General features: G+C 34.9%; 31 protein-coding genes. 20 read left to right on the top strand and 11 right to left on the bottom strand.

All coding sequences use genetic code 11. From position 1 onward, the window contains the following. Window positions 1–78 precede the first annotated feature (78 nt). Window positions 79–759 carry a nitroreductase gene (locus MV589_RS09235; protein WP_297434163.1) on the top strand — a complete coding sequence of 227 codons (681 nt, stop codon included), beginning with the start codon at window positions 79–81 and terminating at the stop codon, window positions 757–759. Here the strand turns inward: MV589_RS09235 and MV589_RS09230 are convergent. Together MV589_RS09230 and MV589_RS09225 are read right to left on the bottom strand one after the other, a co-directional pair. Further along, the gene (locus MV589_RS09230; protein WP_297434161.1) at window positions 756–1,628 is read right to left on the bottom strand and encodes a 1-aminocyclopropane-1-carboxylate deaminase; all 873 of its coding nucleotides are present in this window, start codon (window positions 1,626–1,628) and stop codon (window positions 756–758) included. The two genes, MV589_RS09235 and MV589_RS09230, sit on opposite strands and share 4 nt — an antisense overlap. A 3-nt stretch (window positions 1,629–1,631) precedes the next feature. After that, window positions 1,632–2,462, bottom strand: coding sequence for a peptidylprolyl isomerase (locus tag MV589_RS09225; protein ID WP_297434159.1), 831 nt, complete (start codon window positions 2,460–2,462; stop codon window positions 1,632–1,634). A gap of 119 nt (window positions 2,463–2,581) precedes the next feature. Here MV589_RS09225 and nth point away from each other — a divergent pair, with 119 nt between their 5' ends. Together nth and MV589_RS09215 are read left to right on the top strand one after the other, a co-directional pair. Beyond that, window positions 2,582–3,223 (top strand): endonuclease III, encoded by a 642-nt coding sequence (gene nth / locus MV589_RS09220; protein ID WP_297434157.1) that lies wholly within the window; start codon window positions 2,582–2,584, stop codon window positions 3,221–3,223. A gap of 9 nt (window positions 3,224–3,232) precedes the next feature. Then, window positions 3,233–3,466, top strand: coding sequence for a hypothetical protein (locus tag MV589_RS09215; protein ID WP_297434155.1), 234 nt, complete (start codon window positions 3,233–3,235; stop codon window positions 3,464–3,466). 15 nt (window positions 3,467–3,481) lie between these two features. Here MV589_RS09215 and cmoA read toward each other — a convergent pair whose 3' ends face one another. Beyond that, on the bottom strand, window positions 3,482–4,189 hold the full coding sequence (gene cmoA, locus MV589_RS09210) for a carboxy-S-adenosyl-L-methionine synthase CmoA (RefSeq protein WP_297434153.1): 708 nt from the start codon (window positions 4,187–4,189) through the stop codon (window positions 3,482–3,484). A 60-nt stretch (window positions 4,190–4,249) separates the two neighbouring features. Here cmoA and MV589_RS09205 point away from each other — a divergent pair, with 60 nt between their 5' ends. After that, on the top strand, window positions 4,250–4,600 hold the full coding sequence (locus MV589_RS09205; protein WP_297434151.1) for a hypothetical protein: 351 nt from the start codon (window positions 4,250–4,252) through the stop codon (window positions 4,598–4,600). Between the two features lie 369 nt (window positions 4,601–4,969). Then, window positions 4,970–5,239, top strand: coding sequence for a type II toxin-antitoxin system BrnA family antitoxin (gene brnA, locus MV589_RS09200; protein ID WP_297434149.1), 270 nt, complete (start codon window positions 4,970–4,972; stop codon window positions 5,237–5,239). Window positions 5,240–5,331: 92 nt separating this feature from the next. Here the strand turns inward: brnA and fbaA are convergent, their stop codons facing one another. Then, on the bottom strand, window positions 5,332–6,411 hold the full coding sequence (gene fbaA, locus MV589_RS09195) for a class II fructose-bisphosphate aldolase (protein ID WP_297434147.1): 1,080 nt from the start codon (window positions 6,409–6,411) through the stop codon (window positions 5,332–5,334). A 102-nt stretch (window positions 6,412–6,513) separates the two neighbouring features. Here fbaA and MV589_RS09190 point away from each other — a divergent pair, with 102 nt between their 5' ends. From MV589_RS09190 to MV589_RS09160, 7 genes are all read left to right on the top strand, one after another. Beyond that, entirely contained in the window at window positions 6,514–7,167 is a 654-nt protein-coding gene (locus MV589_RS09190; protein ID WP_297434145.1) for a hypothetical protein, read from the top strand. A 250-nt stretch (window positions 7,168–7,417) separates the two neighbouring features. After that, the gene (locus tag MV589_RS09185) at window positions 7,418–7,657 is read left to right on the top strand and encodes a helix-turn-helix domain-containing protein (protein WP_297434143.1); all 240 of its coding nucleotides are present in this window, start codon (window positions 7,418–7,420) and stop codon (window positions 7,655–7,657) included. Between the two features lie 4 nt (window positions 7,658–7,661). Continuing rightward, window positions 7,662–7,895 (top strand): hypothetical protein, encoded by a 234-nt coding sequence (locus MV589_RS09180; RefSeq protein WP_297434141.1) that lies wholly within the window; start codon window positions 7,662–7,664, stop codon window positions 7,893–7,895. Window positions 7,896–7,980: 85 nt separating this feature from the next. Further along, the gene (locus MV589_RS09175) at window positions 7,981–8,265 is read left to right on the top strand and encodes an HU family DNA-binding protein (RefSeq protein ID WP_297434139.1); all 285 of its coding nucleotides are present in this window, start codon (window positions 7,981–7,983) and stop codon (window positions 8,263–8,265) included. A gap of 46 nt (window positions 8,266–8,311) precedes the next feature. After that, complete coding sequence (locus MV589_RS09170) at window positions 8,312–9,745, top strand: PH domain-containing protein (protein WP_297434130.1); 1,434 nt, start codon at window positions 8,312–8,314, stop codon at window positions 9,743–9,745. Continuing rightward, window positions 9,732–10,121 carry a peptide-methionine (R)-S-oxide reductase MsrB gene (msrB, locus tag MV589_RS09165; protein WP_297434128.1) on the top strand — a complete coding sequence of 130 codons (390 nt, stop codon included), beginning with the start codon at window positions 9,732–9,734 and terminating at the stop codon, window positions 10,119–10,121. Before MV589_RS09170 ends, msrB begins: the two co-directional genes overlap by 14 nt. Window position 10,122: 1 nt before the next feature. Further along, window positions 10,123–10,671: a peptidylprolyl isomerase gene (locus tag MV589_RS09160; RefSeq protein WP_297434126.1), complete on the top strand. Its 549-nt coding sequence runs from the start codon at window positions 10,123–10,125 to the stop codon at window positions 10,669–10,671. Window positions 10,672–10,675: 4 nt separating this feature from the next. Here the strand turns inward: MV589_RS09160 and folP are convergent, their stop codons facing one another. From folP to MV589_RS09135, 5 genes are read right to left on the bottom strand one after another with little or no spacing between them, the layout of a single operon-like run. Continuing rightward, on the bottom strand, window positions 10,676–11,812 hold the full coding sequence (folP, locus tag MV589_RS09155) for a dihydropteroate synthase (RefSeq protein ID WP_297434125.1): 1,137 nt from the start codon (window positions 11,810–11,812) through the stop codon (window positions 10,676–10,678). After that, window positions 11,812–12,417, bottom strand: coding sequence for a DNA polymerase III subunit delta' (locus MV589_RS09150; protein ID WP_297434123.1), 606 nt, complete (start codon window positions 12,415–12,417; stop codon window positions 11,812–11,814). The genes folP and MV589_RS09150 overlap by 1 nt, the downstream gene beginning before the upstream one ends. After that, on the bottom strand, window positions 12,404–12,952 hold the full coding sequence (locus MV589_RS09145; RefSeq protein ID WP_297434121.1) for a HobA family DNA replication regulator: 549 nt from the start codon (window positions 12,950–12,952) through the stop codon (window positions 12,404–12,406). The genes MV589_RS09150 and MV589_RS09145 overlap by 14 nt, the downstream gene beginning before the upstream one ends. A gap of 8 nt (window positions 12,953–12,960) precedes the next feature. After that, window positions 12,961–14,172 (bottom strand): aspartate kinase, encoded by a 1,212-nt coding sequence (locus MV589_RS09140; RefSeq protein WP_297434119.1) that lies wholly within the window; start codon window positions 14,170–14,172, stop codon window positions 12,961–12,963. Then, complete coding sequence (locus tag MV589_RS09135; RefSeq protein ID WP_297434117.1) at window positions 14,173–14,643, bottom strand: RNA pyrophosphohydrolase; 471 nt, start codon at window positions 14,641–14,643, stop codon at window positions 14,173–14,175. Between the two features lie 93 nt (window positions 14,644–14,736). Between MV589_RS09135 and hemW the strand changes: the two genes are divergently transcribed. Genes hemW through queA form a run of 4 tightly spaced genes read left to right on the top strand, consistent with a single transcriptional unit; the run spans window position 14,737 to window position 18,163 of the window. Beyond that, window positions 14,737–15,792 (top strand): radical SAM family heme chaperone HemW, encoded by a 1,056-nt coding sequence (gene hemW, locus MV589_RS09130; protein WP_297434115.1) that lies wholly within the window; start codon window positions 14,737–14,739, stop codon window positions 15,790–15,792. 53 nt (window positions 15,793–15,845) lie between these two features. Further along, window positions 15,846–16,283 carry a Sec-independent protein translocase protein TatB gene (gene tatB, locus MV589_RS09125; RefSeq protein WP_297434114.1) on the top strand — a complete coding sequence of 146 codons (438 nt, stop codon included), beginning with the start codon at window positions 15,846–15,848 and terminating at the stop codon, window positions 16,281–16,283. Beyond that, the gene (gene tatC, locus MV589_RS09120) at window positions 16,276–17,142 is read left to right on the top strand and encodes a twin-arginine translocase subunit TatC (RefSeq protein WP_297434113.1); all 867 of its coding nucleotides are present in this window, start codon (window positions 16,276–16,278) and stop codon (window positions 17,140–17,142) included. The genes tatB and tatC overlap by 8 nt, the downstream gene beginning before the upstream one ends. After that, window positions 17,123–18,163: a tRNA preQ1(34) S-adenosylmethionine ribosyltransferase-isomerase QueA gene (queA, locus tag MV589_RS09115; protein ID WP_521966175.1), complete on the top strand. Its 1,041-nt coding sequence runs from the start codon at window positions 17,123–17,125 to the stop codon at window positions 18,161–18,163. The genes tatC and queA overlap by 20 nt, the downstream gene beginning before the upstream one ends. A gap of 4 nt (window positions 18,164–18,167) precedes the next feature. On the opposite strand, the gene MV589_RS09110 is transcribed toward queA, so the two are convergent. Both MV589_RS09110 and MV589_RS09105 read right to left on the bottom strand, forming a co-directional pair. Then, complete coding sequence (locus MV589_RS09110) at window positions 18,168–18,944, bottom strand: DNA-processing protein DprA (protein WP_297434111.1); 777 nt, start codon at window positions 18,942–18,944, stop codon at window positions 18,168–18,170. Between the two features lie 4 nt (window positions 18,945–18,948). After that, the gene (locus tag MV589_RS09105) at window positions 18,949–19,944 is read right to left on the bottom strand and encodes a divergent polysaccharide deacetylase family protein (protein WP_297434109.1); all 996 of its coding nucleotides are present in this window, start codon (window positions 19,942–19,944) and stop codon (window positions 18,949–18,951) included. A gap of 219 nt (window positions 19,945–20,163) precedes the next feature. On the opposite strand from MV589_RS09105, the gene rpsF reads away from it, so the two are divergent. The 4 genes from rpsF (at window position 20,164) to MV589_RS09085 (ending at window position 23,343) form a co-directional block, all read left to right on the top strand. Further along, window positions 20,164–20,634 (top strand): 30S ribosomal protein S6, encoded by a 471-nt coding sequence (rpsF, locus tag MV589_RS09100; protein WP_297434107.1) that lies wholly within the window; start codon window positions 20,164–20,166, stop codon window positions 20,632–20,634. Between the two features lie 30 nt (window positions 20,635–20,664). Beyond that, window positions 20,665–21,237, top strand: coding sequence for a single-stranded DNA-binding protein (locus MV589_RS09095; RefSeq protein WP_297434105.1), 573 nt, complete (start codon window positions 20,665–20,667; stop codon window positions 21,235–21,237). A 27-nt stretch (window positions 21,238–21,264) separates the two neighbouring features. Then, window positions 21,265–21,528, top strand: a complete 264-nt coding sequence (gene rpsR, locus MV589_RS09090; RefSeq protein WP_297434102.1) for a 30S ribosomal protein S18 — start codon at window positions 21,265–21,267, stop codon at window positions 21,526–21,528. Between the two features lie 102 nt (window positions 21,529–21,630). Then, complete coding sequence (locus MV589_RS09085; RefSeq protein WP_297434100.1) at window positions 21,631–23,343, top strand: flagellar motor protein MotB; 1,713 nt, start codon at window positions 21,631–21,633, stop codon at window positions 23,341–23,343. Window positions 23,344–23,493: the final 150 nt, after the last annotated feature.

Genomic DNA, 23,493 nt, shown 5'->3' with positions numbered 1-23,493 from the left:
AAATTATAATCTTCATAACCTTTTATCTATATATAATTGCTCATTATGTATAATTCTATAAAAAATTTAGGACTGCTAATGCCATCTGTTATAGAAGCTTTACAAAATCGTTCATCAAAAAGAGCATATTTACCAAAACCAGTTGAAGCAGAGATTCAAGAAAAGATTCTACAAGCTGCTGCAATGACTCCAAGCGGTGCAAATATGCAACCATGGGTAACCTATGCAGTATCAAACAAAGAAGTGCTTAAAAAAGTTGGCGATGCAGTCATTGAAAAGATGGATGAAGGTATTACACATGACCAATTTATTCAATACTATCCTGTAAATTGGGTAAATCCTTATAAAAAACGCCGTATTGTCACAGGTGCAGGACTCTATAAACTTATGGAAGTTGATAGAAAAGACAATGAAACACGCATAGAGATGTGGAAAGATAATTTTAGATGGTTTGGCGCACAAACTGTATTTTTTGTTTTTACAGAAAAAGAGAATATTAATGAAGCACAAGGGGTACTTATAGATTGTGGTGCTTATATGCAAAGCATTATGCTTGCAGCACATGAGTTTGGCGTAGCTACTTGTCCGCAAGGCTCTACTACAGAGTTTGGGCGCGTTATTGCCAAAGAGCTTGAGGTTCCTGAAAATCTTGCCCTTTTATACAGCGTAGTTTTAGGATATGAAGATAAAGATGCAAAAATCAACGCCTACCAACCTAAAAGAGTTCCCCTCACAGAGAACATTACTTTTATAAACTAACTCCACCCTTTTTGAGAGTAGCGCGCAAGCATGCTCTCATTACCACTTACTCCTCCACTGTGAATATATAAAATTTTTTCATTCGTTTGCTCTAAAAGAGCTTCAAACATTGAAGGAGCATAAAGCAGGTCAAACTCCACACCACTTTTTAAAAGTTTTTTATATATCTCTAAAAATTCTTTATAAGGCTTTGCAAAATGGTATTTCTTTTTTGGAGGAAGAATAATCAGATTTTTGGGTAATTCTGCAAGAGCACTCATCTGCTCTTTTAAATAAGCAACATCTCCAATACACGGCGTTGTATAAACTTTATACTCAGGAAGGGCAAGAGCCAAAAAAAGTGCTGTCGTTCCCGTACCAGAAGGTGTAGAAAGAGAGTAAATATCACTCTCTATAGCTCCACTCTTTTTTTGTGCTATTATCTCCTGCGCTAAAACTTCAAGCCCTACTTTTGCTTCACCAATGGCCCCGCCCTGATCTACTATAAAAGTTCTACTATCAGCAGTCAAACGCAGCGAAGCAATATACTCTCTATAGAGTGCATCTTCAAGTTCAATATGCTCCATACCAAGAGCTAAAGCATGTGCGAAATTGCCACTAAGCTGCTTACGCTGCGTTTGGGAGAGTTGTTTTGTATAGTAAGTAAAATTCCACTCTTTTTTTTGTGCCATTGCTGCTATTGCCAACATTGCGTTTGATTGGGTGCCACCATAAGAGACAATAGTATCGTAGGTCGAAGAGGGAGTTTGTAAAAGAGTGTAAAGTTTTCGGTATTTATTCCCTGCTAAATGAGGGTCAATAAGATCATCACGCTTGACAAAAAGCACCCTCCCCTCTAAAGTAATTTTAGAGATAGAAGAGTATTGCATTATCTATTTAATAACTGCACTTTTTTGTAATTCATCCATTTTTTGTTTGAAAACTTTTTTGAATTTTTCCATTTTTAGGCGTTGTTCAATAAAAGTTTTTACTTCATTAAATGTTTTGGTCATAGCAGGTTTTTTATCTTCTAAGTAGATTACATGGTAACCAAACTCAGTTTTTACAGGTGTTAATGTTATAGTACCTTTTTTCATAGAAAATACTCTAGAGTTAAACGCAGGTACCATTTGACCTTGTGCAAAATAACCTAAATCTCCACCTTTTGGTCCGCTAGGGCCTGTAGAGTCTTTCTTCGCTAGTTCAATGAATTTTTCTTTAAGTTTTTGACCACTTAAGCCTTTTAATTCAGAGATAATTTTCTCTGCTTGAGCTTTTGTTTTTACTAAAATATGACGAGCATGAACTGACTCTTTTTCATTAAATTCATCTTTGTTTTTGTTATAGTAATCTTTTAACTCTTTGTTAGAAATTTTAATACTACCTAAAAGTTTTTTCTGCCAAACTTGAATAGCTAACTCTTTTTTCATTCTGTTTAAGAGTTTATTGTATTCATTTTTATATTCTGGAGAGTTTAGAATACCCGATTTTTTTGCATCATCAAAAATAATCTCTTTACCTATAAGTTGTTGAAGAACTTGTTTTTTAAACATTGCAAGTCTAGCAGGCGGTATCTGGTTTACTCTACCTTGTGTAGCACTCATTAGCTCTGTATTTACATCTGCCTGTGTAATCGCTTGTCCATTAACTGTGACTAATGTTTTTGCAGATGCCATTGATCCAGTCAATAACAAAGCAGATAGTAACATTGTAACTTTATTCATTCTAGTTCCTTATGTTTTATTACAAGAAGTTTAATAGGAATAAATAAATAGATATTAAACAAACGCAGTTTCGACGCCTCTTGATTTAATTATAATCTATAAGACGATAAACTATCATCATGAAAAAAGCAACAAGAAAAGAGATACAAGAGATACACAAAAGATTTGTCGAGCGCTATAGTGACGCAGTTACTGAACTTAAATATAAAAATGCGTATGAACTAGTTATAGCAGTAGCACTCTCTGCACAATGTACAGATAAAAGAGTAAATATAATTGCACCTCCACTTTTTGAAAAGTACCCAAGTACGAAAGAACTCGCCGTAGCTGAGTTGGATGATGTAAAAAAGCTTATTAACAGTTGTTCATTTTTTAATAATAAAGCAAAAAACATTATAAAAATGGCACAACGTGTAGAAGAGGTCTATGGCGGAGAGATTCCGATGGATGAAAAAGAGCTTCAAACACTCGCAGGAGTGGGACAGAAAACTGCTCATGTTGTAATGATAGAATATTTAGGAGCAAATCTTATGGCTGTCGATACCCATGTATTTCGCGTAGCACATAGGCTAGGACTCAGTGATGACAAAACTGCCATTGCAACAGAAGCGACACTTGTTAAAAAGTTTAAAAACGACCTCCACGCTCTACATCAGGGAATGGTACTTTTTGGACGCTATATCTGTACAGCAAAAAATCCAAAATGCGATGAATGTTTTTTAACAGACTTGTGTAAAAGCAAAGAGGGTTTCAAGGTTTAGGTACAAAAAATGCTACGCTCAAACATGATAAAACTTATACTATTACTTCTTTTTACAATCTTTGCAACAGGCTGTGTCAACAAGCACGGCATCTCTGCAAAATACTACAGTGACTGCAAAGAGTACTATGACCTACAGGGTTACTACCATAAAAAATGTGGAGATGATGACATCATCACCTACAAAGAGATGAAAAATGCGCTCAAGAAAAAAGATACAAAGCCAAAAGGCAATGTCTGGTAAGCTTTAAGTGCCTAACTACTTTATAGCAATAAATGTCGCAAAGTTCGCCCAGCGAAAAATCACTTCACAATGTGAAAAACCAGCATTTTTTGCCATTTGAATATTTTCTTCTTCACTGTAAGGTACTAAAACATTCTCTAAAGCCTCTCGTTTTTGAATGATTTCATACTCAGAGTACCCCTGCTCTTTTTTAAAATCATAATAGCACTCTATAAGCTCTTTATTGAGTGTTGGTTGATGAGAAATCACCTTTTCACTAAAAATAAAAACACCTGCCTCATTCAAAGACGATGCTATTTTCTTGACCAACTCTTCACGAACTAACGGACGAATAAACTGCAAAGTATAGTTACTTATAAATACATCTGCCTTTTTATATCTATACTCTAAAATATCTGCACTGCAGAGTGTAACATCAGCACCATATGCCTCACACTTGCGTTTAGCTCGTGCTAACATTGCCTCGGAGTTGTCAAGCCCTATAAGCACTGCGTTTAGCTCAAGTTTTCTGTGAATATTGAGCAAAAGAGTTCCTGTAGAACAGCCAAGATCATAGAGAGTACCATCTTCTTTAAGATTTTTTAGTGCAAAAAACTCTGTAATTTTTTGACTCTCTTTATAAAATGGAACACTTCGTTCAAGCATATCATCAAAGACAGCCGCAACCTCTTCATCAAATTCAAACTGCTTTTTTATTGGTTTTGTAAATACTTTATCATTCATAAATGAAATTTTATCAAAATAAGCCTATAATTGAGATAATTTAACTAAAAGGTCGCGTTAATGGAACTAAGTACTTCAACATGGATGATGATAGCATTTATAGTAGGAATGATTTTAAGTATGTGGAAAATATACCCGTTTTTGGTAAATAGGACACTTGAAGATGATGACAGTGGCGAGGATACACACACACTGCTTATAGATATAATGTATGAAGTTTTAAAAGAGTTAAAAGCAGTACCAACTACAAATGAGTTGCACGATGCCATGAAAGCACATGAAAAATTTGATGAAAAAAAATTGTGGCGTTTTAATCCAAATAAACTAAATCAACTACTCAACAAGCACTATTTACAAAACGAACATCTCAGTAGCATAGAAGACATACACCACGAGGCACAGTCAAAGTAAAGGAACATTTTATTTATTATTGCCAAATTCTTCCAATTAACACACAAAGTGTTCTGTTATTTACATATTTCTGTATAAAAACACACTTCAATTTTAAGAATAGTAGTCTAAATTATCCAATTTTCATAAAATTATTGTAATTTGTCATATTTTATAAATATAATTAAGAAATAACACTTATTTTTAGTCTGTGTTATTTTTCTATATCAAAAAAGAGGTTTTTTATGAAATTTGAGTATGATGACAATAAAAGTAAGATTAACAAAGAAAAGCATGACATTGATTTTGTCGAAGCTCAAAATTTATGACAAAATGAAATCTATCGCATAATAAGTGTTAAAAGATATAGAAAAAACGAGGAAAGAAATTATGAAAACAATAACAGCTAAAGAATTTGATAAGAAGTTTGACAATGGTGAAGATGTATCAGAGTATTTAGATTTTTCAAATGCTATAAAATTAAAAGATGTCAAAGGATTAAAGACAGAAACAAAAAAAGTAAATGTTGATTTTCCAGAATGGATAATAGAATATTTAGATCAAGAAGCCAAAAAGATAGGTGTTACAAGACAGTCTATTATCAAAGTTTGGATTGCTGAAAGATTAAAAGAAGAGACTGGATGTTTAAAAGCAAGTTAAATCTAGAAAAGTAAGAAGTATAACAGGAATAAGGAGAACAATAATCCACCCTAACGGAAAAATTATTGTTCATGCTTGCACAGTCTATGCCCTTAATTCCTATTCATTGCGTTTAAGTCTTCAAATGCTTGAAGCACACGCGAGACTAGACCCTCTTGACCAGCACGGAGCCATTTTCTTGGGTCGTAGTATTTTTTGTTTGGCTTGTCTTCACCCTCTGGGTTACCTATTTGAGATTGCAAGTAGTCATGATTTTTAGCGACATATTCACGAACTCCATTCCAAGTTGCCCATTGTGTATCAGTATCTATATTCATTTTTATAGCACCGTATGAAATAGCTTCACGAATCTCTGAAGGAAGAGAACCTGAACCGCCATGAAAAACAAAATTTACAGGTTTTTCAGCTGTTTTAAATTCTTGGGCAATATATTTTTGTGAATTATCTAAGATTTTAGGTGTAAGCTGTACATTTCCTGGTTTGTAAACACCATGTACATTTCCAAAAGAAGCAGCTATTGTAAAGTTTGGAGAAACTTCACTAAGCTCTTTATATGCAAGTGCTACCTCTTGAGGCTGTGTATAAAGAAGTGCGTTGTCAATGTTTGTGTTATCTACACCATCTTCCTCGCCACCTGTTACACCAAGCTCTATCTCAATACTCATACCGATTTTTGCCATACGCTCTAAGTATGCTTTACAAACACCAATGTTCTCTTCAATAGGCTCTTCAGACAAATCAAGCATATGTGATGAAAAGAGTGGTTTTCCTTGAGTTTTAAAGTAACTCTCACCAGTCTCTAAAAGTGCGTTTATCCAAGGAAGCAGTTTTTTTGCAGCGTGATCAGTATGTAAAATGACAGCAACACCATAGGCTTCAGCCATCATATGTGTGTGAATAGCTCCAGCAACTGCACCAATAATCGCAGCCTTTTCATTGTCATTGCTCAGACCTTTTCCTGCATAAAAAGATGCACCACCATTACTAAACTGAATGATAACAGGAGAATTTGCTTTTGCTGCAGCTTCTAATACGCCATTGATTGACTCTGTATTTACAACATTTACAGCAGGAATAGCAAATCCAACTTCTTTAGCATGTTCATAAACTTTACGAACATCATCACCGAACAAAACACCTGGTTTAACAATATCTAAAACACCTTTACTCATAGCAAATCCCCGAAAAAATTAAATTTATGAATTATATTATATAGTTCATTTAAAAGAACTTTATGATAAAATAAACCCAAATTACTTCTACGAAGGATATATATGCGATTGACAATTGATGAGTACTCAAAACATTTTAAAATGTCAAAGGAGATGATTCACTCAAAACTGCGTAAAAAGCAGCTTAGCTCTATTGTTGAAAATGGTGTAACATACATTATTACTGCAGAGACAAAAGAGAAGTCAACTATTTCTGCTGTACCCGCACCAAAAAGAAGAAAAACTACTGTTGCTATGGTTTTATCACTCTATCAAAAAGAGAACCAACAACTCAAAGAGAAGATACTGCAGCTTGAAGAAAAAATAGATAAACTCATAGATGATAAAGAGCAGATGCTTCGAGATGAAATGAGTAAAATCGAGCAGGTTTATAGCGCAAAAGATGATCAACTTAAAACCATTTTAGAACTTGTAAATACAAAGCTTTTAGTAGAGCAAAGCAATGCTAATACTGTTCATGAAGTTGAATCCATTCCTTCAGATAAGAACAAAGATGCCAAAGATATAGAACTTGTAGATGAAATAGTCGAACTTAAAGATTACCTCAAAAAACTTGAGCTTAAGCCTTATCAAAGAAAAATCATCAAAAAAAGATTTCTCGCGGTCTACAATAGCGACATTCGTGTAATTAAACAAAATGGAAAACTCTATCTTAACTTTTCAAAATATGACTACAGTGACCTCTTAGATTACTAACTCTCTCTCCACCCAAAAAACCCTATATTTTTTTTATAAATGAGCTTCTATGCTCATTCTAACTCTTCCTAAACGCAGCACTACTTTTTTGTAAATTTTACACGATATACCGTGTATTTAATTATATATATTTTATATATCATATCCTATAGTTTGTATTATACAATTTTTAATGTATTATAAATACAATTTAATAGATATTAATAGTATTTATATGTATCTTTAAGTATATTATTCGTATAATACCATTATGAAAATCGATGATTTGTTTAATATCCTTCACAATGCAGTAGAATCACAGAACAATGGCAAAAAAATATCTCTCAAAGATATGGCTAAAGGTCTTGGAATATCTATGCGTACTTATCAAGACTGGAAGCTTGGGCGTGCTAAACCACAAGCAGCAGCCATAGTTATGAAAATGTTGGGAAAATTGGATGATGATGAGATTATTAGAACTGTGAGAAAAATCAACAGATTAGAGGATTAAAAGTATGGGTGCTTTAACAAAAAATGAAAGAGATGGACTTGAAGATGTGTTTTTATCTATACATTCAAGGGAAGATAAATATGACAAAATGAAAAATTTAGCAACTTTACTGATGTCACATGATTCAGCAAAAAACTTCTCAAAACTATGTAATCATGTTAAACTTGGACTAAAAGAAACAAAATTATCACATTTCATTCATCAATATACAAAAAAGAAGAAAAATTTAAGCAAATAAACTATAAAGTATCTGTAGCTGAATTATTTCATGGACTTCTATGTGGCATGAACGTTCGGGAAAATTTAATCTAAAAGGTAAATCTATGAATAAAGCGCAATTCGTTGAGTTAGTACAAGCACAAGGCGACTATAAAACTAAAGTTGAAGCAGAGGCAGCAATCAAAGCTTTTACAGATGCAGTTTCTGAAGCACTTGTAAAAGGTGAAGATGTTTCTTTAGTTGGTTTTGGTAGCTTCACAGCTGTATTACAAAAAGGTAAAACTGGTAAAGTTCCAGGAACTGATAAAACATACACAACTCAAGATAAAATGGCTCCTAAATTCAAAGCTGGTAAAGGTCTTAAAGACCGCGTAGCAGCTGGTAAATAATTCCTCTAAGTACCCTCTTTTTACAAGATGGTACTTCTTCTAAATAATGAATAAAAACTTCCTCTTTTCACTCTTTGGCAAATCACCTCAAACGCAAGAGGAACACAATCTTCTCATTGATAAAATATACTCTCTAAAAAAGCATACAAATCTCATAATTTATGATAATGTAGATATTTTTCTGCATAAACGCAGACAAACTATACCATTAATGATCTATGATGAGTATAGAGCTCTTTTTCTTTTTGAAATTAAAGAGTGGTCTTATGAAGATTTAAAAAACGCATCACTTATAAAAATACAAAAAGCAAAACAGGCACAAAACACACTAAGCTACACTATTATGCATGAAGCTGTAACAAATAAGCTTGATGAAATTATTCACAATAGCGATGTTCCTATCCACAACTATCTTTTAATGACCCATCTAAGCTCTTATGAGTATCAGAATTTAGATGATTCATTGAAAAAGATACTTTTAAAAGAAAAAATTATTTTTAATGATTTAGATGCAGATGCTATTCTAAACAAATTGCAAAAAGAGCCACAAAATCAAAACTCATATGGCAGCCCACAAAAAATAGTTGGTTCACTCCTCACCCAATATACACTCGTAGATAAAGACAATGAACTTTTTTTAGCAAATACAGAACAAAAAGCATTTATAGATGCCCCATTAGAGAATTTTACAAATATTCAAGCAGCACCTAAAAGTGGACTTAGTTCTACTTTACTGCTCAAAGCCATATTTGAAATTTTGAAAAATCCTTCTCTTAAAATCACTATTATAAAACCGACAAAACTTGCAAAAGATATTCTGCATAGACAATTTTTAGAGATTATAGAACACGCAATTATAGAGTTTGACATCTTAAGTGTGAGTATTTTAACACCAGATGAAATAGACATAAAAAAGAACTCTGCACTAGGAAATATAATAATGTGCGATGATGGAATGCTGATGCAAGAAGAGTTTATAGCACATCTTAAAAGTTTGCAAGCTAAGCACAAAATTGTGCTCACTAATGATACAGCAGATAAAGTCACATTCTCATTTAAAGAGAGTTATCTGCTTAAAGAGAAAGATATTTTATTTTATGAGACAAATCCACATGCCAAAGCCCTCCAGCTTATAGCCCAGCTACTCAAACAAAAAGATTCAAAAGAGTTACTCATAGTATCTAACAGCGATAATAGAACAAAATTGGTTGATGACTTAAAATTCTTTATAGAAGAGGAAGTAAAAGCATTTGACAGCTCTGTTAGTCTTACATTTCAAGAGTTAGAAACATTAAAACTAGCAACCTATACTGATCTCAATGAACTTATATATAATGATGCAATACTTTTGGATATAGACGAAGCAACAAATCATGAGCTTGAGTATGCAATTAATCATGCTCAAGAATCTGTACATATACTCTATGCAGAGGATTCACAGAACTTACAACAACTAAAGGAAATATATGCAAGTAAATAAAACTGAGCAAGAGTGGAAAGAGCAGCTCACAGATGAAGAGTTTTATGTTTGTCGCCAACATGGAACAGAAGCTCCATTTTCTGGTAAATACTATAACAATAAAGAGAGTGGCACATATAACTGTATCTGCTGTAATGCTCCCCTTTTTCAATCAAGCACAAAATTTGATTCAGGAACAGGCTGGCCTAGCTATTACGAAAGTATAGAAGATGCGGTAAAAGAGATAAAAGACATTTCTCACGGTATGCTACGAACAGAAGTAAGATGTAGCAACTGTGATGCGCACTTAGGGCATCTGTTTCCTGATGGACCAGAACCAACAGGGCAAAGATACTGTATAAATTCAGTCTGTTTAGACTTTCAAGAGGAGAAATAATATGAAAAAAATAGCTTTAGCACTTTTGGTGCTTTTTAACATCACACTTTTTGCAAAAGAGGCAAATCCACATGTCATTTTAGAGACAAATCAAGGGAAAATTGAACTACAACTATACCCTAAAGTAGCACCATTAGCCGTTGAGAACTTCGTGACACATGTCAAAAAGGGTTACTACAATGGTATTGCGTTTCATAGAATTATTCACAACTTTATGATTCAAGGAGGCGATCCAACCGAAACAGGACGCGGTGGAGAGAGTATCTGGCATAAAGATTTTAAAGATGAGTTTGGTGCAAATCTTGTATTTGACAAACCTGGAATTTTAGCAATGGCAAACCGTGGACCAAATACAAATGGCAGCCAGTTTTTCATTACTACAGCACCTGCACCATGGCTCAATGGTGGCTACACTATTTTTGGAAAAATAGTAGGTCAAGAATCACTAAAAACAATTATGAAACTTAATGATGTCCCAACTATGGGAAGAAGCGGTGGAGACAGACCACTAGAGCGTCAAGAGATTATAAAAGCTTACATAAAGAAGTAAGCTTTTAAAGTAGTGCTTTTTGTACTTCTAATGCCTGTTTATGTGCATAAACATCATGAACTCGTAGCATTGCAGCACCATTTCTAAATGCCTCAAGATGCAGTGCTAGAGTTCCTGAGAGTCTCTGCTCTACTGATGAGGGAAAAATTTTATCTATCATAGATTTTCTTGAAGCACCTACTAAAAGTTTTTTCTCTAATGTTAAAAAATGCTCTAAATTTTTTATGAGAGAGATGTTATCTTCTAAACTCTTTCCAAATCCTATTCCTACATCTAAAACAATATCTTTTATACCAAAATGTTCTGCTTTTTCAATACGCTCACTAAAAAAAGAGTAAACATCATCTAAAACAGAGTTATAAGCAGGACTGTTTTGCATAGTTTGTGGAGTTCCTTGCATATGCATGATAACTGCCGTCGCCTCGTACGATGCGCATAACTCACATACAGCATCATTTTCAAGCCCTGTAATGTCATTGACAATAGTAAAACCAGCATCAAGTGCCTTTTGAATTACTAAGGGCTCATAACTGTCAATACTAAGGCGTACATTTTGCGCTATATTTTTCTCTTTTATCAACTCTAAAATTGGGGTAATTCTTTCTAACTCTTCTGTAGCACTTACAATCGCTGCGTTTGGACGAGAAGAGACTGCCCCAATATCAATAATATCTGCACCCTCTTCTATCATCTGCTCAATCATAACAACAGCATCACGCTCTAAAAATCTACTGCCACTAAAAAAACTGTCATCATTGGCATTAATAACACCCATAATCTCGCACTCTTTTGGCTTTTTCACTTTTGCTATTTTTTTAAGTTTAAGTGCAAGTTCTTTAAGTCCAAAAGGTTGTGCGAGTTCCTTTCTAGCAAGAATCTCAAGCTCTTTTGTAGTTGCAATAAGCAGAGCATTTACTCTTTTTTGTGCTGCTATTACAGTCCCTTTTGGCACTGCCAAATCTGCTCCTACAGATAGAGCATCCTGCTTTAAAATATTTGCACCACCGACATGTAAATCTTTAATAGCTACAAGATGCATCTCTGCTTTTGCAGCTAAAATATTTACACCGCCACCATCGACACCAAGCAGTTTCAAATAATTTTTTATATTTAACTCATTTGATAAAACCTCTACAACCATTAACGCTCCCTTGCAAAACTCATAACGAGCATGGCAAGTACACTCTGCGCTCTTGCGTTTAAATCAATCAGTCTATATGCTTTATCAAATATTTCAAGCTGATTTTCATTTAAAATCAATCTATCTACAACTGTGGCTCTATAAAAAAGAGCTTCTACAAGCGCTTTTGCTTCATTTTTTGATATACGGCTATTTTGTTTTAAAAAGTCAAACACCTCTTTATAGTCCATTTTTGCAAGGTTAATAGTAAGCTCTTGTATATGGGCGTGTGTTTCACTTTTTATAACAGGTAAACGGGAGCGTACTGTTGTTAAAAGATTTGATTTTGTTGGTGAGATTATTATAAATTCTATATTTTTTGGAGGCTCTTCAAGTAGCTTTAAAAGTGAGTTTTGCGCAACTGCTGTAAACTCTTTTGCTGCAATTATAAGATATTTTGTCTGCATTTCACTTATATATGCCTCAGCAGTCACAAGTTTTGCATGCTCTATTTTGAAGTTCTCTTCAACAAATGCAACAACACGAAAACCATGCAGCTGCTCTTTGAAATTCTCAACTGCCTCTTCAATATCGCTAGCAATAAGAATATGACTACGAACTTGCATCAACTTCACCAAACATTGTAGCATTAAGCGATGCATTAAAGAGTTTAAAGAGCTGTAAAAGCTTTATATCTAAAGATGGGTCATATGATTTAAGTGTAAATGCATTGTTAAAATCTTCATCAAAAATCCAAAAATAACTCTCATCTTTTCTTTTTGCAATATCGCTGCGTTTATCATCGCCCTTACCAATGTACCAATAAAAACAATCATCTTTATAGGCTTGAGAAATCATATCTTCAACAAAGTCTATCATCTCCCCACCGCTTAGATTGTTATAATGAGAGTAGAGACTGTCAATGCTTACAATAGGAACAAGTGGTCTATCTAACTCTACACTATTTATGGAGGTTAAAATATACTGCTCTAGCCATTTTCGCTTCTCATCTGTAATGATAATAACCGTTTTACCAGTGAGAATTTGGCTCAGTGCATACGCAGTTGTTTTTGACCACTCAAAACGGTCTTCTTCGAGCCAAGAGAGACTACCGCCCTCTTCTCTTATGGCATCTAAACTCCATTGTGCAAAGTCTGGCATAGCCGCTCTTACTTCTCTAACTCATACGCATCATGAAGACTTCTTACTGCCAACTCTGCGTACTTTTCATCTATAACCATTGAAATTTTAATTTCAGAAGTTGAAATCATATTGATGTTAATGTTCTCATTTGCCATCACAGAAAATGCTTTTGCAGCAACACCCGCATGAGATTTCATACCAACACCAACCACAGAGACTTTACAAATATCTTCATTATAAGAATCAGATTGAATTTCGCCCTTTTTGACAAAAACATCTACAACCACTTTGGCATCAAGCAGCTCTCCAACAGGAACAGTAAAGTCAATATTTGTACTCTCATCAACCGACTTAGTTTGAATTATCATGTCCACATTTACATCAGCATCTGCAAGACTATTAAAGATGTCTGATGCAATTCCTGGTCTGTCTTTAACACCGCACAAAGAGACACGAGCCTGATTTCTATCTAATGCTATTCCACTTACTAATGGTTTTTCCATAATATTTTCTTCCTTTGTAATTAATGTTCCCTCTTCATCTGAGAAACTGCTTCTTGTAACAAGATTTACATTGAGTTTTTTTGCCATCTCTACGGAACGGTTCTGCAGGACTTTTGCCCCTAAACTTGCAAATTCAAGCATCTCATCATAAGAGATTTTTTCAAGTTTTTTTGCCTTTGGTTCTATGCGTGGGTCAGTTGTATAAATACCTTTTACATCAGTATATATTTCACATAAATCAGCCCCAAGCGCGCCAGCAATAGCCACAGCAGAGAGGTCACTCCCACCACGCCCAAGAGTCGTAATATCACCATTTTCATCAACACCTTGAAAACCAGCTACAACAACAACTTTTCCCTCTTTTACAAGGTTTTGCATAGTTTTAGGGTCTATCTCTTGGATTCTCGCTTTTGTATGAATGTTATCAGTCAAAATACCAGCCTTACGCCCACTCATAGCAGTCGCAGCAACACCCATCTCTTGAAGTGCAATAGAGAGAAGTGAAGCAGTCACTCTCTCACCCGAGCTAAGAAGCATATCCATCTCAGCGCGAGCAGGATTTTTTGAAAAGTGCTCTGCATATCCAACGAGTTTATTCGTCTCACCACTCATAGCAGAGACAACAACTACAACATCATTGCCCTCTTTTTTCGTTTTTGCTACACGCTTTGCTACATTTTCAATACGCTCTAAATCACCGACACTTGTTCCGCCGAATTTTTGAACTATTAACATCTATAACAGCCCCTCCTTCACAAAATATTTTATAACTTTTTCATAGACAGGTTTTTTAAAATACGCTGTAAGATTTAACACATCATCTACAGTTACAAATTTATAATCTGAAAACTCAGGATGCTTCGTATGTATATCTATTTTTGCATCTTTAGAGAGTTTCACCAAGTAGTATTTTTGTATCTGCCCTTTATATGGCTTCATCTTTTTTAAAATTTTAGGTGGAAAATCATAAGAGATCCATTCAGGATACGCAGCAACAATTTCAGCTGCGTTTGTTCCTATCTCCTCTTCCATTTCACGAAAAAGAGCATCTTCTACCTCTTCTCCTTCATCAATTCCACCTTGTGGAAACTGCCAAATATCTGTCAAATCATTTCTTTGAGCAATAAAAATTTCTTTTTTTTGTGGATAGTTATGTGAAACTAATATCATTGCAACGTTCGGACGGTATTTCTCTGTACTTTTCATAATATATATACCTAAATTAAATTACGCGATTATACTAAAAAGCTTTTAAGCAATGGCTTAAGGGTAAGGTAAAAATTTCGCTATACTTTCAAAATGTTACTATATATACACATTCCATTTTGCGATTCCAAATGCTCTTACTGCGCTTTTAACTCTTATGTAGATAAATTTCATCTCAAAGAGGAGTATATGCAGGCACTTTTAGCACAACTTAGCTATGAACTTAAAAGATTTTCTACAACAAAAGAGTCTATTGAAACACTTTTTATTGGAGGTGGCACACCCTCAACAGTTGCACCATCTCTCTATGCTCCAATTTTTGAACTCCTTAGACCTTATCTCAAAAAAGATGCCGAAATAACAAGTGAAGCAAATCCCAATAGTGCTACTTATGAGTGGCTTGAGGGGATGAAAAAACTTGGAGTAAACCGCATTAGTTTTGGTGTACAGAGCTTTAACAAAGACAAACTCAAACTACTAAACCGTGCTCATACCCCAGAGATGGCAAAAGAAGCACTCTTAAACGCAGAAAAAATTGGCTATGAGAACCTCTCTCTTGATCTTATTTACGCAACTCTTGGCGACACAAAAGAGCTGCTACAAAAAGACATTGAGACTGCGTTTAGTCTTCCAATAAACCATCTCAGTGCTTATGCGCTTACCATTGAAGAGGGTACTGCGTTTCAAGCGCGTCCTGAAATGTCATCAGAGCAGTTAGAAATCACACAATGGATTTTTGCTCAAATACAAAAACAAAACTTTACACAATATGAAATTAGTAATTTCGGCACCTACCATTCAGAGCATAACTTAGGCTACTGGAAATATAAAGATTACATAGGTGCAGGTGCAGGTGCAGTTGGCAAGCTTGGCACAAAACGCTACTATCCTACCCCATCCATTGAAGCCTACATTCAAAATCCTCTCTCTATAAATGAGGAGAGTTTAACACAGGAAGATATACGCTTAGAAAAGATATTTTTAGGCTTTCGTTCTTGTGTTGGAGTACAAAAAGAGATTTTAACCGATGAAGAAAAAAATAGAGCTTCCCTTTTAGTTCAGGAGAAGAAACTGCTCCTAAAAAATGCTACTTTTTTTAACCCTGACTATCTTTTAGCAGACGAGATTGCTCTGTATTTAACTTCTTGAAGATTATTTAATCATACTTTAGATAAAATCATAAAAAACTTTGAAGGCGTAACATGTTTGGTATGGGTTTTACTGAGATACTTCTCATAGCAGTTATAGCTATCCTTTTTCTAGGTCCTGAAAAACTTCCTAGTACAATGATAGAAATTGCTAAATTTTTTAGAAATGTTAAAAATACGGTCGGAAGCGTAAAAGATTCCATAGAAGATGAGCTGCATATCTCTGATATTAAAAAAGAGGCACTTGCTTATAAGAAAGAGCTTTTAAACGCGAGTGAACAGGTAAATAAAGTTGCAAATATGCCTTCGCAAGCAACAGCATCTCTAAATGTTTATGCAGACCATCTTTTAAAAGATGATGTAGATGAAATACCACCAGAGATTGTCAAAGCACAAGCACCTGTAGAAGAGAAGAGCCAAACGCAAGAAGTCACTTTCAAAAAGAAAAAAAAGAAAACTCCTAAAAAAGAAGAAGATAATATAGATGTTTGATGAATTAATACCCCACTTAGCCGAACTTAGAAAGAGATTGGCTATCTCTGCTGCTAGTCTTATAGTTATGTTTTTTGTAATGTTTTACTTCCATGAATTTCTTTTAAACTGGATGGTTGCACCGCTGAACCAAGCCCTTATTGCCGTTGGAAAAGTTTCTATTCATGCAGCAAATGGAATGGTAACAACTTCACAAGTTGGTGGTGCATTTTTCGTAGCACTTAAGGTCTCCTTTTTTGCGGCCATCATTGCCGCACTTCCTGTTATACTCTCACAGATTTGGCTCTTCATTGCACCAGGGCTCTATTCTCATGAGAAAAAGATGATTATTCCTTTTATTCTTGGAGGGACAATAATGTTTATAGTAGGTGTTTTATTTGCTTACTATGTTGTTACTCCTTTTGGTTTTGATTTCCTTATTACCTTTGGTAGTTTTAGATTTACGCCACTCATAAATATAGAAGATTATGTTGGTTTTTTTACAAAAATTATGTTTGGCTTTGGAATTGCCTTTGAACTGCCTGTCTTTGCCTACTTCTTAGCACTTCTTGGTCTTGTAAACGACAAACAAATGATGGCATTTTTCAAATATGCAATCGTCATTATATTTATAGTAGCTGCACTTCTTACTCCACCAGATGTTTTAACGCAACTTCTTATGGCTGGTCCATTACTTGTCTTGTATGGAGCATCTATTCTTATTGTAAAAATGGTGAACCCTGCAGAAGATGAAGATGAAGATGAAGAAGATAATGAAGAAGACGAGAACCAAGAACAAGAGAGTGAAGAGATAACTAAAAAAAATGAAATAGACGAAAAAGCTCAAGATGACGATATAGATGAGAAAAAAAGTGAGTAACCCAGAGTTACTCACAAGCAGCTATGATTTTCATCTGCCAGATGAACTTATAGCTGCTTACCCTGCAAATCCTCGTGACCATGCAAAACTCTTAGTTTATAATAGAGAGACAGACACCATTACTCATGCACACTTTTATGATTTAGAGCAGTTTATTCCAAAAGACTGTGCCTTAATATTTAATGACACAAAAGTCATAAAAGCACGCCTTTTTGGGCATAAACCAAGTGGTGGTAAAATAGAACTGCTTATAAACAGACCTCTAAATGCAGTCGATATAAATGTCTATATTCGTGGACGAGTAAAAGCAGGGACCCAACTATTGTTTGATGAAAATTTACAAGCAAAAGTAATAAGCTGTAATGACGATGGCAGTCGCGAAGTTAATTTTTTCAAAGATAAAAAACTGCTGCGTTTTGAAGAGCTGTTGCCAATAGTAGATAAAATTGGACATATTCCTCTCCCACCTTATATACAAAGAGAAGATGAAACAGCCGATGCCAATGAGTACCAGAGTGTCTTTGCAAAAGAAGAGGGAGCCGTTGCTGCACCTACTGCTTCACTACACTTCACACCAGAACAACACGAACGCATTTGTAAAAATCACAAACATGCTTATGTCACACTTCATGTTGGCAGTGGCACGTTTAAACCAGTAGAGGCAGACATTATTACAGAGCATCCAATGCATGCCGAATACTATGCTATTTCAAACGCAGCAAAAGAGTTACTTGACTCAAAGACTCCCATACTCAGTGTAGGAACAACCTCTACACGAACCATTGAATTTTATGCAAAACATGGCAAAATTCAAAGTGGAGAAGCAAATCTTTTTTTACATCCAAACAACAAACCAAGTAGAGTAAACTACCTACTTACAAATTTTCATCTGCCAAAATCGACACTCTTAATGCTTGTTGCCTCTTTTGTTGGGCTTGAAAAGACACAGGAGCTCTACGCTACTGCCATAAAAGAGAACTACCGTTTTTACTCTTATGGTGATGCAATGCTTATTATTTAAGCACTTAAGCTAAATAGACTTTCCCATTTTTCACAACTACGTCACCGCTTAATTCTGCTTCAAAAAGTCTTGAGGGGAATCTCTTTAATGCCTCTTCATAAGTAGGACTAGATTTGCAATAGTCTAAAAATTCATCCTCTTTTATTGGCGCTATATCAAACGCGGTGAACCTTTTTACAAAACTGTCAATATCATAAATAGCTTCTGCCTTTGTCTCACTTAGAAGTCTGTTCGTAGCTTCACTCTCACCAATTCTATGGGCTAAAACATATATCTTTTTTCCCATTTTCAGAGCATACTCCACACTTCGCATCGTTCCTGAGTTTAAATCTGCATAGCTTACAATAAGAACATCACCAAGTGCAACTACAAGCTCATTTCTTAGTACAAAGTTGTATCTTGTAGAGGGTGTCCCTTCTGTAAACTGACTCAGAACCAAGCCCTCATTCTCCATACTTTGTATCAATTTCGCATTTATTGCAGGGTAGCGTTTATCTAAACCTGTTGCTGCTACCATTATAGTATTTTTACTACCTGCTGCTTTATGTGCAATTGCATCCACACCAATAGCGCCACCACTAACAATACAAACACCCGCGTTTGCAAGTTTTGAAGCTAAAATATGGGTCATCTCTCTTGCGTATTGATTTGGTTTTCTACTGCCCACTATTGCCATTTTTGGTCTCTTTAAAAGCTCAAGGTTTCCTTTAAAACAGAGCTCTTTTGGATATTTTTTCATTGCATCTAAAGCATCAATATGAAAATTTACTCTTTTTTGCATTCTCCTAGTAGACCTTATAAACTTGCACTAAATCCACATCTTTAAAGAGCTTTTTTGACTCTCTTATAGCTTCAAGTGTCTCTTTGTGAGGATGTCCAATTGCTATGGCATGTCCATGAGCTTTTGCAACCTTTATGGCAATTTTGATCTGTTTTAAAACATATGCTTTATCCATATGATGGTCTAAAAAAACATCTCGAGCAACATATTTCAATCCGTACGCTTTTTCTACTTGAGGTACTTTTGTTTTTGCTGTTGTTCTACTGTCTATAAAGTGAATATGATTTTTATTTAAAGCATAAATCAATCTATTTACCGCTCTCTCATTTGCAGTAAATTTACTTCCAGTATGATTATTTATATAGCGTACCCTTGGAAACTCTTTTTTTATAAAAGCAATGCGTTGTGAAATCTGTTCTTGTGAGTCACTCACTTTCAAAGTATCTGGTTCTGCAGCGCTAAAATGCATCGCTTGCATAGGAAGATGTACCATATAAAATTTCTCATGAGCAGCAAGTTTTGCTGAGTTTGGCCGTGCTGCACGCGGAGGTAAAAATGACATAGTAAGCGGTAAATGCAAACTTTTTATGGCTTTTACCTGCCGTGCAGTTTGTACATCATCTATAATAATAACAAGCATAGGTTTATGCTCATAAATTACACGCTTTTTCTCTTTTACTTTTGGAGGATTGGCAAGTTTTTCATCTTCTATTTCATGTGCAGCAGAGATGTAAGTCTGCTGCCCTTTTTTCAAAACTTCTTTAAGCTGCGTTTCTACTTTAGTTACTGCTATTTTTGGAAGTTTTTCTTCTCTGTTTGCTCTTTTCGTTTGCTTTGTTTGTTTAGGTGTTAGAGTCTGCCTCGCATCTTTAATGCCAAAATAATATCCAATACTTAGAGCAATCAGCATAAGCGCTACAATTGCCAAGAACCATGCTATATACGCTAAATATTTTGAACTTTTATCTACTTTTTTTGTACTTCTTTTTCGTTTCGCCATTTTCTGCCAAATATATAAATTTTCATAACTATAGCAAAATAAATTAAATTTTCTGTTTTTATTGCAAATTGTCAAATAAATAGCATTTGCTAATTTTAAGCAAATTTTCTGTACAATTGCGCGTTCCTTTCTCTTTGTAATGTCCATAAGTGACACTATATTTAGATCCGAAAGGGAAACAAAAGCCGTGAGGCACATACCAAGAGGAGATCATACTATATGAGACACTACGAAAACTTAGTAATCGTAAAACCTACACTTACTGCAGAAGAAATTCAAGCTAGCCTAAAAGCTATCGAAGAAGTTATTACTTCAAACGGTGGCGAAATAGCTGCTACAAACGCAATGGGAATGAGAAAATTAGCATACCCAATCAATAAAAATGAACGTGGATATTACCAAGTAATATACTACTCAGCAGCTCCATCTGCTATTTCTGAGATTGAAAGACGTTTCCGTATCAACGAAGAACTTTTACGTTTTGTAACTATTAAATACGATACAAACCGTGAAATCAAAGCGTGGAATGGACTTGTTGAAAAAGCAAACAAAAAAGCAGAACTAGCAGAAGCGGCAGCAGCAACTCCAGCTCCTGAAGCAGCAACAGAAGCTCCAGTAGTTGAAGAAGCTCCAGCAACAGAAGCACCGACAGAAGAAGCTCCAGTAGCGACAGAAGCAGCAGCTGAGTAATAGCAATAGCTATAATTTGAAGGAAGACAAATGTTCAATAAAATAATTTTAGTTGGTAACTTAACACGCGATATCGAGCTTAGATACTCTCAAGCGGGAATGGGCATTGCAAAAACTGCAATCGCTACAAGCCGTAAATTCACTAGTAATGGTGAGAAAAAAGAGGAAGTATGTTTTGTGGATATTACATTCTTTGGAAGAAGTGCAGAAGTTGCAAACCAATACCTTAGAAAAGGAAGCAAAATCCTAGTTGAGGGAAGATTAAATTTTGAACAATGGGTTGACCAAAATGGACAAAAAAGATCAAAACACTCTGTTATTGTAGAGACTATGCAAATGCTAGACTCAAAAGGTGATAACCAGCAAGGCGGCGGCTACAATGCTCCTGCTCAAAACGGTGGATACAATGCTCCGCAACAAGGTCAAGCTCAAAGCTATCAACAACCGATGCAACAGCAACAACCTCAAACGCAGCAACAGCCACAGCAAAGTTATCAACAACCTAGCTACAATAATAATCAAGCACAGGCTCAAAGTCGCGAAATGCCAAGCGCAGCAGCGATTCCTGAGATTGATATAGATGAAGATGAAATTCCATTTTAGACAAAAAAAGATATAAAAGGTAATAACATGTCAGAAAAAAGAAAATACAAAAAAAGATATTGTAAATACTGTGAAGCAAAAGTTGACTTCATGGATTATAAAGAAGTAGCAAGCCTACGTTTCTCACTTTCAGAGAGATATAAAATTATGCCACGTCGTTTGACTGGTAACTGTAAACGTCACCAAGATATGATTACAGTAGTTATTAAACGTGCTCGTGCAGCAGCTTTAGTTCCATATACTGTAACTCGTAAGCAAGTTGTAACTGCACCATTTGAAAACTTAAGATAGTTTTCTCTTTTTTACTCCCTTTTTTGGGAGTATTTCCCTCTCTCTCTTATTCTTTAAAAAATAGGAATATTTCTTGCTATAACTCTAGTAAAAAGCGATACTATGAAACTAGCACTTTTTCTCTCTCTACTTATTTTCACTTCCCTAAACGCAGTGGCTACAGATTTTTCTTTAATTATTCACAAACCATTTGACTCAGCCCTTTTTGATGTTACTGAGGATTATGACCGTACTATAAGTGCAGTTGGGTTTACAAAAAACTACAAACAAACAAAACAAAATCATTCTACTTACACTAATACTTTTGATTATCTTTCATCTGTTTCAAATAAATATGGTTATCAAATGCACCTTATGAAAATAAATGAACAGGCAAAAATACTTCTTAGCAAAAATGCCGCACTTAGAGAGTTTAATACAGCAGTAGCTGTGCAAAAAACACCAACAAATGGCTACTTTATCGGCGGATACACCATGAATGGCAAGCTACTTCTTGTCAAACTTGACACAAATGGAAATCTTCTGTATTTCAAAAAATTTGGTACAAAAAACTTCGATAAAATGAATACACTAACTCAACTAAGAGATGGAGGTGTACTAGCAGTTGGCTTTTCAGTAACCTCGCGAGATGCTCAGGACAATATGTTTAGAACTGGTTTAGGCGGCGATGACATTTTCATAACACGCTTTACAAAAGATGGACAAATGCTCTGGAGTAAAAAGTATGGAACAATTCATGATGACAGAGGAGTCAGTGCAGTAGAGGCAAACGATGGTTCAATCCTTGTTTTAGCCACAACAGAGTATGATAACAATAGAGATATTACGCTTATGCGTTTAAGTGAAAATGGAAATAGAATTTGGTTAAAACATTTTAATGGCACAAAACTTATCCGAGCACATAAAATCATAAAACTCAAAGATGGTAATTTTATTATATCTTTGGCTATGTACAATAGTTTTGGTAAGGCGCAGGTTCGTCTTATTAAGTTTGATTTATATAAAAATATCATTCATGATGAAACAATTTTTACGAGATACTCAAGTGTTTTAAACGACATTGCAGAGTTCTCAAATGGTAAAATTATTGGTGTTGGGTATGTCAAAGATAAATTTAATACAGATGGACTGGCAATGATTTTTGACTCTGATTTAAAGCTACTCAAGCAAGAACACTATGGAGATAAAAACTATGATACTTTTAACGCACTACATATCTTGCACAATTCGCAAGTAGCCGCAGTCGGAGTCTATACAGACAACAATTCTCAAGAAGAGAACATGTGGATAGTAAAGTTAAACAAAGATGCAACTATGGCACAAATATCACTCTCAAACAGCAGTTTTTACAAAGAGCTATGCAGCCTTTTTAAAGATGAGATAAAAGCAAAAAAGCTTTCAATAAAAGAAGATTTAACCATTACTTTCACAGATAAAAATCTCTACTTTAAAGCAGGTGCTTATAAACTGACACAAGCACAAAAAAACTTTTTAGACATCTTTAGTAAAAAACTTCTCCCTTTCCTAAAATCACATCAAAACAGCGTAGCACTTTTGGAGATAAATGGGCATACTTCAAGTGAATGGCAAAAAAGTAATTTTGAGGAGCGTTACATTAACAATGAAGATCTTTCACTTAAACGCGCTTATGAAACACTGAAATTTATTTTCATGCAACAAGGCGCTCAAACGCAGCACTATCTCACAACTATTTTAAAAGGGAGTGGGACAAGCTACAAAGATAAGATTATGCTAAACGCAGTAGAAGATAAAGCAAAATCAAGAAGAGTAAGTTTTAAAATCCTACTCAAATAACTGCTGTGTTTGACGAAATGCAAGGGACCGTTCAAAAATCTGTGTCAATCGGGTAAAATAACAAATACCCAAGGAAAGACACATGAAGATAGAAGTAGATGTTGAGCAATTTGCTCAAGATATTAAAGCAGGTAAAGGAATTGGTGGTGC

The organism is Sulfurimonas sp. (assembly GCF_026991475.1).
Lineage (GTDB): Bacteria > Campylobacterota > Campylobacteria > Campylobacterales > Sulfurimonadaceae > Sulfurimonas.
Note: the sequence above shows the minus strand (reverse complement) of the source record. Positions and strands in the feature narration are given on the sequence as shown.